We start from the raw sequence: 12,063 nt of genomic DNA on the forward strand, positions 1-12,063 counted from the left end.
AGCGCTGTCGTCGGTTTCTTGGCGCAGTTCTGTAGGTAACACCGGTCTCGGCGACGAGGGCGCAGCCTGAGGACGGCGGCGCGGGAGCGCGCTGACCGGCCTTCTGACCAGTTCCGCGTACGGTTTTGCGCAACCAAGCCCGCTGGCGTCCTGCCAGCGGGCTTTTTTGTCCTCACCAGACACGGCTATTCAGGATCCGAATGTCTCGTGAGACACGATCTAGGTCGCTGTTTTCCAAAGAATTATCAAAAAAATAATAAAAGCAAGCAGAAGTGTGACCAAATGCGCGCTTATCTTCGCTTTCTGTCAAAAACTTGACGCCTGATTTGACGACTGTTAACACTTCGCGCAGTTCTATGGTTGGGTAGCGTTCACTTTTTGACTATCCAGGGTGCAGGCGCGAGCCGCCCATCGCCGCAAGGTCCATAGCGCAACCAACCGCGGGGAATCGCCTGGCCGAACGGCCTTCCGATGGTGGGTGTTCGCCAAAAACCAGTCCAAACAACTCAGGAGTCGTGCGTCGATGAATCGGATTTATCGCAAGGTCTGGAACAAATCACTGGGCGTATGGGCCGTGGCATCGGAATTGGCCAGCGGTGACAGCCCCGGAGCCGTCGCTCCAGCCTCGCTCATCGACCGCCGCCAGAGCCTGGCCCTGGCCGCCGCCATCACCCTGGCGCTGGGTGGCGCCGGACTTGTCACCCCGCTCCCCGCAACCGCGCAGTCGGTCGAAGTCGGCCGCGGCGCTGCTGCACCCGCCGCCAAGGCGACCGCCATCGGCGCAGGCAGCCATGCCAGCGCGACCGGCGCAGTGGCCACCGGCGCCGACAGCAGCGCCAGCGGCGTGAACAGCAGCGCGATCGGGCGCCAGACCAATGCGATCGGCGAAAACGCCGTGGCCATCGGCTACAACAGTTTCGTGCGTCAGGCCGGCGAAAACGGCGTGGCGCTGGGCGCCAATGCCGGCGTCACCGGTGCAAATTCCGTGGCGCTGGGCGCAGGCTCGCGCACCCACGAAGACGACGTGGTGTCGGTGGGCAGCGGCAACGGCCGCGGTGGCCCGGCCACGCGCCGCATCACCAACGTCACCGCGGGCGTCAACGCCACCGACGCGGTCAACGTCGCGCAGCTGCGCGACGTGGCCGACGTGGCCGAAGACACCGCAACGTTCTTCAAGGCAAGCCAGGGCGAAGACAGCGTCGGCGCCTATGTCGAAGGCGAGCGCGCCCTGGCTGCAGGCGATGGCGCCAATGCAGTGGGCGCCGCCGCCACCGCGCTGGGCAGTGGCGCCAATGCCGTGGCCGAGAACGCAACGGCAGTGGGGTTCAATGCACTGGCATCGGGCCAAAACAGCGCGGCCTTCGGCCATAACGCACAGGCCACTGGCCCGGCCAGCGTGGCCGTTGGCGGCGCGGCCGTGAACGAAGACGGCCAGCCGTTGATCACCAACGGCGGCGTGCCGGTCGATACCGGCGCCACCAGCGCCGGCGTCGGCGGAACCGCGGTTGGCGCCAGCGCCAATGCCGATGGCTTTGCCGCGTCCTCGTTCGGCGTCGGCGCGTATGCGGCCGGTGCGCAGTCGTCCGCGTTCGGCGCGGTGGCCAATGCGGCCGGCGATTACGCCACTGCCGTGGGCACGCAGACCAGCGCCAGCGGCACCAGCAGCACCGCTGTCGGCGGCCCGGTGGACCTCATCCCCGGCCTGGGTTTCTTCGTGCAGACCCAGGCCAGCGGCGAAGCGGCGACTGCGCTCGGCGCTGGTGCGATCGCATCCGGCACCTACACCACGGCCGTCGGCACGCTCAGCGAAGCCTCCGGCACCGAAGCCACCGCCGTGGGCTACTTCGCCTACGCACCTGGCGAAGGCGCCACCGCGGTTGGCCCGGAATCCTGGGCCAGCGGCGAACTCAGCACCGCGCTCGGCTACTACAGCACTGCACGCGGCGCCAACTCGGTTGCGTTGGGTGCCAACTCGGTCGCCACGCGCGCCAACACCGTGTCGGTGGGCGCGGCCGGCGATGAGCGTCAGATCACCAATGTGGCCGCTGGTACCGAGGGCACCGATGCGGTGAATCTCGACCAGCTCACCGCGGTGTCCGACGTTGCATCCACCACCGCGCGTTCCTTTGTCGCCACTGGCGATGGCGCCGCCGTTGCAGAAGGCGTCGACAGCGTCGCTGCCGGTTCCAACGCATCGGCCTTCAGCGATTACAGCACCGCGCTGGGTTCGAGCAGCGCGGCCTCTGCGCAGGGCGCAACCGCCGTTGGCAGTGGCGCCAATGCCACCACCGACAACGCTACGGCGGTGGGTTTCAACAGCGCCGCAATCGCCGAAAACACCACCGCGCTCGGCGGCAACAGCAGCGCTTCGGGCGAGTCCAGCACCGCAGTGGGCGGCGCAAGCCAGGCCACCACCAGCGGCGCGACCGCCCTGGGTTACGAAAGCATCGCCAACGGCGCCGATTCCACTGCGCTGGGTGTGGGCAGCGTGGCCTTCGGCGACACCAGTACGGCCGTGGGCGGCGCAAGCGTCGCGTTCGGCGATGACAGCGCCGCCTTCGGTGCCAATGCCGCCGCCGGTGGCAGCGCATCCACAGCGATCGGCGCAAACAGCAGTGCCTTCGGCGAGCGCACCGTTGCGCTGGGTAGCACCAGTAACGCGTCGGGCGACGACGCCATTGCGCTCGGTGCGGGCAGCCAGGCCTCCGCGCTGGGCACCACGGCGGTCGGCAGCAATGCCAACGCCAGCATTGCCAATGCCACTGCGATCGGTTTCAACAGCAGTGCCGGCGACGACTACGCCACCGCGCTCGGCGGCGACAGCAATGCATCGGGATATTTCAGCACTGCCGTCGGCGGCAACAGCATTTCCAACGGGCGTGGTGCAACGGCAATCGGTTACGAAAGCATCGGCAACGGCAGCGCATCGACTGCGCTGGGCTTTGCTAGCGTGGCATGGGGTAACGGCGGCACCGCCATCGGTACCGAAAGTGTGGCCTACGGCGATGACAGCACGGCAGTGGGCGCGAACGCGTTTGCGGCCGATACCGGCGGGATTGCGGTGGGCACCTATGCAAATGCGTATGGCCCGCGTGCCATTTCGCTCGGTGGCCAATCCAGCGCGACTGGCGATGACAGCATTGCACTGGGTTGGGGAGCGCAGGCTGAAAGCGACCAGAGCATTGCGCTCGGCGCGGGCAGTCAAGCCGATGCGTACTCCACGGCCATCGGCGGCTATGCCATCGCCAGTGGCGCTGGCGCCACGGCGGTGGGGAACAATAGCCACGCCGTCGATTACTACGCCACCGCGCTGGGTAGCGACAGCGTGGCATCGGGTTATTTCAGCACGACCGTCGGTAGCGCTAGCGTCGCCAGTGGGCGCGGAGCAACGGCGATCGGTGCTGAAAGTGTGGCGCGGATGGATCGCGACACTGCGATCGGTACCGAAAGTGTGGCTGATGGTGGCGACAGCACGGCGGTGGGCGCAAATGCGCGGGCAATCTACGATTCGTCGGTGGCACTGGGCGCAAATGCGCGGGCAGACAACTACTATTCGGTCGCCCTGGGCACTTACGCCCTTGCGACGGGTACAAGCGCCACGTCGATTGGCGGCCAGTCCTATGCGCCTGGTGCCGAGAGCGTCGCGCTGGGCTGGCAATCCAACGCCTCAGGCGAGCAGAGCGTCAGCCTAGGCAGCGGTGCGTATACACCTGCCGACAACAGCGTTGCGCTGGGTGCAGGCGCCGTCGCCGATCGCGCCAACACGGTGTCGGTGGGCACGGCCGGCAGCGAGCGCCAGATTGCCAATGTTGCGGCCGGCACCGAGGGCACCGATGCGGTGAATCTCGATCAGCTCAACGCCGTGGCTGGCGCTGCGGAAAATACCGCGCGCCTGTACGCGGGCACCGGTGACGGCACCGCCCTCGCACAGGGCGACGACGCGACCGCGGCCGGTTCCAATGCCACCGCGGACGGCGATTACAGCAGCGCATTCGGTGCCGGCAGCCAGGCCACCGCAATCGGTGCGGTGGCCATCGGCAGCGGTGCCAGCGCCACGGCGCAGTACGCCAATGCGGCCGGTTACAACGCCGCGGCCAGCGGTTTCGGCAGCGTGTCCAATGGCGCCTTCAGCCAGGCCAGCGGTGACTACGCGGTGGCCGTGGGTGGCGAGAGCGAAGCAGCCGGCGCGCAGAGCACCGCGCTCGGCGCAGCGGCAGGCGCCTATGGCGATGGTTCGCTGGCGGTCGGCGCGTTGAGCGAAGCGCAAGGCAGCGAATCCACCGCGATGGGCTATTTCGCCAGCGCCAGCGGCGAGTCGGCCACCGCGGTCGGTGCGGAAAGCGTCGCCAACGGCACCAGTGCGGCGGCCTTCGGCTTCGGTGCCGAAGCCACCGGCAACTACACCACCGCCTTGGGCGGCTATTCCACCGCCAGCGGTTTCAACAGCACCGCGCTGGGTAATTTCAGCACGGCCAGCGGTTCCAACACGCTGGCCGTGGGTAGCGATGCAACCGCCACCGGCGCCTACAGCGTTGCGGCCGGCCAGGGCAGCGTGGCCAGTGGCTACAACAGCGTGTCGGTCGGCGGTGCGGTGCTCGGCCTGTTGCCGACCGAAGCCTCCGGCGATTTCTCCACGGCACTCGGCGGCGCGGCGTGGGCGCCGGGCCTCAACAGCACCGCGCTGGGGAATTTCTCCGAATCCACCGGCGAAAGCAGCGTGGCGTTGGGCGCCGATTCGGTGGCCGATCGTGACTTCGCGGTGTCGGTGGGCAGTGCCGGCAACGAGCGCCAGATCACCAACGTGGCAGCCGGCACGCAAGGTACCGATGCGGTGAATCTAGACCAGCTCACCGCGGTTGCCGAAGCCGGTGCAGCCACCAGCAAGTACTTCCAGGCCAGCGGCAGCGACGACAGCGACGCCGGCGCGTATGTGGAAGGCGACAACGCGTTGGCGGCAGGCGAGGGCGCCAATGCCACCGGTACCGGCACCACCGCATTGGGCGCAGGGGCGCAGGCAGTAGTCGACAACGCCACCGCAGTTGGCGTCGCCGCGTTGGCTGGCGGCGTCGGCGCGGCAGCGGTGGGCAACAACGCTCAAGCAGTGGGCGAAAACAGCAGCGCGGTCGGCAGCAACGCATTGGCCAGCGATATCGGCGCCACCGCGAACGGTGCCGGCGCGCAGGCGATTTCCACCTACACCACCGCACTCGGCAGCGAAGCGGTGGCCTCCGACAACCAGGCGACCGCTGCGGGTTTCCGCAGTGCCGCCTCCAATGTCGGCAGCGCCGCATTCGGTGGCTACAGCGAATCCAGCGGCCGCCTGTCGTCGGCACTGGGCTACGGCGCAGTGGCCTCGAGCGACTACAGCACCGCCGTCGGCGCTGCCTCGCTGGCCTCCGGCGCCAGCGCGGTGGCCGTGGGTGAATTCAGCGAAGCCACCGGCGACGAAAGCGTGGCGGTGGGCGGCAGCACGTTCTTCGGGTTCATTCCGGCGCGTGCGTCCGGCACCGGCGCGGCCGCCTTCGGTGCAGGTGCGTGGGCAACCGCGGACTACACCACCGCAATCGGCTGGAATTCCTATGCCGACGGCGCCAATGCGACTGCACTGGGCCAGAGCGCAGCCGCGCTTGCCGACAACACGCTGGCATTGGGTGGCGGCAGCCGCGCCGATGCGGTCGGTGCCAGCGTGGTCGGTGTGGATGCATCGGCCACCGGTATAAACAGCACCGGCGTCGGCCGTCAGGTCAACGTCATCGGCGAAAACGCCGTCTCGGTTGGCTACAACTCGTTCGTGCGCCAGAGCGCGGTCAACGGCGTGGCCCTGGGTGCCAACGCCGGTGCAACTGGTGCCGATTCGGTGGCGCTGGGCTCCGGTTCGCGTACCTATGAAGCCGACACGGTGTCGATCGGCAGCGGCAATGGGCGCGGCGGTCCGGCCACGCGCCGCATCGTCAACGTCAGCGATGGCCAGGCGGCGACCGATGCGGTCAACAAGGGCCAGCTCGATGCGCTGACGGCCGATGTGCAGAACACCAGCAGCAAGTTCAAGACCACCGGCGATGCAGTGGCCTCGGCGACCGGCGAGCGCAGCACCGCTGCCGGCTCGGCCGCCGCCGCCACAGGCGCACGTAGTGTGGCCATCGCCTCCGGCAGCAGCGCGTCGGCCACCGGCGCCAGCGCGATGGGCGTGGACAGCAGCGCCAGCGGCGTGAACAGCACCGCGATGGGCCGTCAGACCAGTTCCATCGGCGAAAACGGCGTGGCGCTGGGCTACAACTCCTTCGTGCGCGAAAGCGGCAGCAATGCCGTGGCCCTGGGTGCCAACGCCGGTGCAACCGGTGCCGATTCGGTGGCGTTGGGCTCCGGTTCGCGGACCTATGAAGCCGACACGGTGTCGATCGGTAGCGGCAATGGCCGCGGCGGTCCGGCCACGCGCCGCATCGTCAACGTCAGCGATGGTCAGACCGCCAGCGATGCGGTCAACAAGGGCCAGCTGGATGCATTGGCGGCCGATGTGCAAACCACCAGCGGCATGGTCAAGACCACCGGCGACGGCGTGGCCGTGGCAACCGGTGACCGCGCGACCGCTGCGGGTGCGGGCGCCACTGCCAGTGGTGCACGCAGTGTGGCCATTGCCTCCGGCAGCCGCGCGTCGGCCACCGGCGCCAGCGCGATGGGCGTGGACAGCAGCGCCAGCGGCGTGAACAGCACCGCGATGGGCCGTCAGACCAGTTCCATCGGCGAAAACGGCGTGGCGCTGGGCTACAACTCCTTCGTGCGCGAAAGCGGCAGCAATGCCGTGGCATTGGGTGCCAACGCCGGTGCCAGTGGCGCCCATTCGGTGGCGTTGGGCTCGGGCTCGCGCACCTACGACGCCAACACGGTGTCGGTGGGTAGCGGCAATGGGCGCGGCGGTCCGGCCACGCGCCGCATCGTCAATGTGGGCGCCGGTGCGATTGCCGATGCCAGCACCGATGCCATCAACGGTGGCCAGCTGTTCCAGTCGTTGAGCAATGCGGCCAGCTTCCTTGGCGGCGGTGCGGCGATCGGCGCGCAGGGCGTGTTCGTTGCGCCGACCTACGTGATCCAGGGCGCCAGCTACAACAACGTGGGCGCGGCGTTGACTGCGCTGGACAGCAAGGTCACCGAACTGGATGCACGTGGTGGCAGCGCGGTTGCCGGCACGACGGCCGGCACCGCGTCGCTGCGGGCCGCAACGGTGCCTGCGGTTGCCGCAACTGTCACAAGCGATGCGGCCGGCAACGTGAGCGCCTCCACGGCGACGAGCGGCGTGCAGGGCACGCCCACCGCTGCCGTGGTCGGCAGCATCACGCCGTCGGCAACGTCCACGGCGGTCGGCACTGCTGCGGTGGCCAACCACGTCACCGGTACTGCAATTGGCGGCAGCGCGTATGCGCATGGTCCCAACGACACGGCGATCGGCAGCAATGCACGCGTCAATGCCGATGGCAGCACGGCGGTGGGCGCCAACACGCAGATTGCCGCGGTGGCCACCAATGCGGTGGCGATGGGCGAGGGCGCGCAGGTCAGCGCGGCCTCCGGCACGGCGATCGGCCAGGGCGCACGTGCCAGTGCGCAGGGCGCGGTGGCCCTGGGGCAGGGCTCGGTGGCCGATCGTGCCAACACGGTGTCGGTGGGCAGCGTCGGCGGCGAGCGTCAGGTGGCCAATGTGGCGGCCGGCGTGCGCGCCACCGATGCAGTGAACAAGGGGCAGCTGGACAGCGGGGTTGCGGCGGCCAACAGCTACACCGACAGCCGCTACAGCGCGATGGCCGACAGCTTCGAAAGCTACCAGGGCGATATCGAAGACCGCCTGCGTCGGCAGAACCGTCGCCTGGACCGTCAGGGCGCGATGAGCTCGGCGATGTTGAACATGTCCGCCAGCGTGGCGGGTATCGCGTCGCAGAACCGCATCGGTGCCGGTGTGGGGTTCCAGAACGGCGAATCGGCGTTGTCGGTGGGCTACCAGCGTGCGATCAGCCCGCGCGCCACGTTGACGGTGGGCGGTGCGCTCAGCGGCGACGACAGCTCGATCGGCGTGGGTGCCGGTTTCGGCTGGTAACGCGGCACACGCACGCGCAGTTGCATCACACGCGGCGGCGCGCACATGCGCCGCCGCGGCAAGGCAAGGCCTGAGGGGGCGGGCAAGGACCGTGGCTAGGCCAGCCAACGGATTCGCATGGAGTGATGGCCGTACCAGGAGCGATCCACAGCAACAGCGCAGGCCGTTTGACGGCTGCGCGCCGTTGCCGACGTCGTTCCAAGCCTGATTCACGAAAAACACGAAGAGGATTTCACCGTGATCGACAAGACCTTCCGCCTCACCCCGCTGACTGGCGCCATCCTGATGATGGCCCTGGGTGCATCCGGCACCCTGGCTGCCGCACCGAAACTGCTGGTCAAGGAACCGACCCAGGCAGCTCCGGCCGGCGCCGCATTCAGTAGCCGCCTGATCGTGCGCTACAAGGACAACACTGCCGCTGCGACCGATCGCAGCAGCAAGCTCAATGCCGTGCAGGCCGCTGTCGGCCGCGTGGGCGCCAGCACCGGCGCACGCAGCGCTGCCGCCGCTGCCAAGGCGACGTATGTGCGCAAGCTGGGCATCGGTTCGGACCTGATCAGGCTGTCCAGCACGCTGACTGCCGCACAGGTGAACAATGTGGTGGTGGAGCTGAAGAACGACCCGTCCGTGGCCGACGTGCAGATCGACCGCATGCTGCGTCCGATCGACATCCAGAAGAACGTGCCGGCCACCGACGTGAGCCCGCAACTGGTGCCCAACGACCCGCTGTACGCGCAGTACCAGTGGCACCTGAGCAACCCGACTGGCGGCATCAATGCGCCGGCGGCATGGGACCTGTCGCAGGGCGCCGGCGTGGTGGTGGCAGTGCTGGACACCGGCATCCTGCCGGGCCACCCGGACTTTGCCGGCAACCTGCTGCAGGGCTACGACTTCATCACCGACGCAGAAGTCTCGCGCCGCCCGACCGATGCCCGCGTGCCGGGCGCGCTGGACTACGGCGACTGGGAAGAGGCCGACAACGTCTGCTACACCGGCTCGGTGGCACAGGAAAGCTCCTGGCACGGCACCCATGTCTCGGGCACCGTGGCCGAGGCCACCAATAACGGCATCGGCATGGCCGGCGTGGCGCCGAAGGCGACCATCCTGCCGGTGCGCGTGCTCGGCCGTTGCGGCGGCTACACCTCCGACATCGCCGACGCCATCGTGTGGGCGTCCGGCGGCACCGTCGAAGGCGTGCCGGCCAACACCAATCCGGCCGAAGTGATCAACATGAGCCTGGGCGGCGGCGAGCCGTGCGACTCGGCCACCCAGCTGGCGATCAATGGCGCGGTCTCGCGCGGCACCACCGTGGTGGTGGCGGCCGGCAACAGTGGCGAAGATGCAGCCAACCATTCGCCGGCCAGCTGCAACAACACCATTACCGTGGGCGCCACGCGCATCACTGGCGGCATCACCTATTACTCCAACTACGGCAGCAAGGTCGACCTGTCCGGCCCGGGTGGCGGTGGCAGCGTGGACGGCAATCCGGGCGGCTACATCTGGCAGGCCGGCTACGACGGTGCGACCACGCCGACCTCCGGTTCCTACATCTATATGGGAATGGGCGGCACCTCGATGGCGTCCCCGCACGTGGCCGGCGTCGTGGCGCTGGTGCAGAGCGCGTCCATCGGTCTGGGCGATGGCCCGTTGACCCCGGCCGCGGTGGAAGCCCTGCTCAAGCAGACCAGCCGCCGTTTCCCGGTGACCCCGCCAGCCAGCACCCCGATCGGCAGCGGCATCGTCGATGCCAAGGCCGCGCTGGAAGCGGTGCTGGTGGAGCCGTGCGACCCGTCCACCGAGAGCTGCGCGCCGACCGCCATCGCCCTGACCAACAAGGTGCCGGTGACCGGCCTGAGCGGCACTGCCGGCAGCGCCACGCTGTACAGCTTCGAGGCCAAGGCCGGCGCCGTGCTGAGCTTCATGACCTATGGCGGCACCGGCGATGTCTCGCTGTACGTCAGCCATGAAGCCGAGCCCAGCGCCACCAGCTTCGATGCCAAGTCGACCCGCCCCGGCAACAGCGAAACGGTGCGCTTCACCGCGCCCAAGGCAGGCACCTACTACATCAAGTTGGTGGGTGCGTCGGCCTATGCGAAGGTGACGCTCGTTGCGCGACAGTAAGCGCATGCAATAGTGTGACCGATGCCCCCGGCTCATCACCGGGGGCATCGTTTTTCAGGGGGATTCAGATGCGTGCGGTTGATCGTCGCGGCAAACTGCTACAGTCGGCGCCGGACCAGTGGAGACGAGTGTGAACGCGGTTGCCGTCGATCCAATTGAGCAGCGAAGTGCCGAAACGCGCATCGTCGAAGCACTGCTTGAACGCCGTCGTCTGAAAGACTCCGACCTGCTGCGCGCGCGCCAGTTGCAGGCCGAGTCAGGCATGGGTCTGCTGGCCCTGCTCGGCCGTCTGGGCCTGGTGTCCGAACGCGATCACGCAGAGACTTGCGCCGATGTGCTCGGCCTGCCGTTGGTGGATGCGCGCCAACTCGGCGATACCCCGCCGGAAATGCTGCCGGACGTACAGGGCCTGTCGCTGCGCTTCCTCAAGCAATTTCATCTGTGCCCGGTGGGCGAACGCGATGGCCGGCTGGAGCTGTGGATCGCCGACCCCTACGACGATTACGCCGTGGATGCCGTTCGCCTTGCCACCGGCTGCGCATTGTTCCTGCAGGTCGGCCTGCGTTCGGAAATCGACGATCTGATCGAGCGTTGGTACGGCCAGGGCCGCAGCGCGATGGGCACCATTGTCGAAACCGCCGATGGCGATGCCAACAGCAACGACGACATCGAAGCGCTGCGTGATCTGGCCTCCGAAGCGCCGGTGATCCGGCTGGTGAACCTGGTGATCCAGCACGCGGTGGAACTGCGCGCCTCCGACATCCATATCGAACCGTTCGAAAGCCGGCTCAAGGTGCGTTACCGCGTCGATGGCGTGCTGGTGGAGGGCGAGAGCCCGCCAGCCAAGCTCACTGCCGCGGTGATTAGCCGCATCAAGATCATGGCCAAGCTCAATATCGCCGAGCGTCGCCTGCCGCAGGACGGCCGCATCATGTTGCGCGTGCAGGGCAAGGAGCTGGACCTGCGCGTCAGCACCGTGCCCACCGCGCATGGCGAAAGCGTGGTGATGCGCCTGCTCGATCGCGAAACGGTGGTGTTCGACTTCTACAAGCTGGGCTTCACCGAAGAGTTTCTGCCGCAGTTCCGCAAGGTGCTGGAGCAGCCGCACGGCATCATGCTGGTCACCGGCCCCACCGGCTCGGGCAAGACCACCACGCTGTACACCGCGTTGAGCCAGCTCAATACCTCCGACGTCAAGATCATCACCGTCGAAGACCCGGTGGAATACCAGATCGAAGGCATCAACCAGATTCAGGCCAAGCCGCAGATCGGGCTGGATTTCGCCAATGCGCTGCGCAGCATCGTGCGCCAGGACCCGGACATCATCATGATCGGCGAAATGCGTGATCTGGAGACCGCGCGTATCGCGATCCAGTCCGCGCTCACCGGCCACCTGGTGCTCTCCACGTTGCACACCAACAACGCCGCCGGCGGCATCACCCGCCTGCTGGACATGGGCGTGGAAGATTACCTGCTGACCTCCACCATCAACGGCATCCTGGCCCAGCGGCTGGTTCGCAAACTCGACCTGGCCAATGCCGAACGCTATGCCGCATCGCCGGAGGAGATCGACAAGTTCGATCTGCGCCGCCTGCAGCCGGAGGGCGAGATCTACCTGTATCGCCCGCGCCCCTCCGCCGCCGCACCCACCGGTTACCTGGGCCGCACCACCATCGTCGAGTTCCTGGTGATGAACGATGAACTGCGGCGTGCGGTGATGCGCCGCGCCGGCATGGGCGAGATCGAACAACTCGCACGCCAGGCCGGCATGCGCACCATGTACGAAGACGGCCTGTCCAAGGCCCTGCGTGGCGAAACCACCATCGAAGAAGTCCTGCGCGTCACGGAGGATGCGTGAG

3 protein-coding genes are annotated in these 12,063 nt (G+C 67.8%); all 3 read left to right on the forward strand.

Annotated features, from left to right (window positions below):
- Positions 1-523: 523 nt before the first annotated feature.
- The 3 genes from RZV17_RS03775 to gspE all read left to right on the forward strand — a co-directional run bounded on the left by RZV17_RS03775 (position 524) and on the right by gspE (position 12,062).
- A complete protein-coding gene (locus RZV17_RS03775) occupies positions 524-8,083 on the forward strand; it encodes an ESPR-type extended signal peptide-containing protein (RefSeq protein WP_355607360.1) in 7,560 nt (2,519 codons plus the stop codon).
- A 237-nt stretch (positions 8,084-8,320) separates the two neighbouring features.
- The gene (locus tag RZV17_RS03780) at positions 8,321-10,204 is read left to right on the forward strand and encodes a S8 family peptidase (protein WP_047697706.1); all 1,884 of its coding nucleotides are present in this window, start codon (positions 8,321-8,323) and stop codon (positions 10,202-10,204) included.
- A 130-nt stretch (positions 10,205-10,334) separates the two neighbouring features.
- The gene (gene gspE / locus RZV17_RS03785; RefSeq protein WP_047697705.1) at positions 10,335-12,062 is read left to right on the forward strand and encodes a type II secretion system ATPase GspE; all 1,728 of its coding nucleotides are present in this window, start codon (positions 10,335-10,337) and stop codon (positions 12,060-12,062) included.
- The last annotated feature ends 1 nt before the right edge of the window (position 12,063 follow it).

Origin of the sequence: Xanthomonas cannabis (assembly GCF_040616535.1) — a bacterium.
GTDB lineage: Bacteria > Pseudomonadota > Gammaproteobacteria > Xanthomonadales > Xanthomonadaceae > Xanthomonas > Xanthomonas cannabis.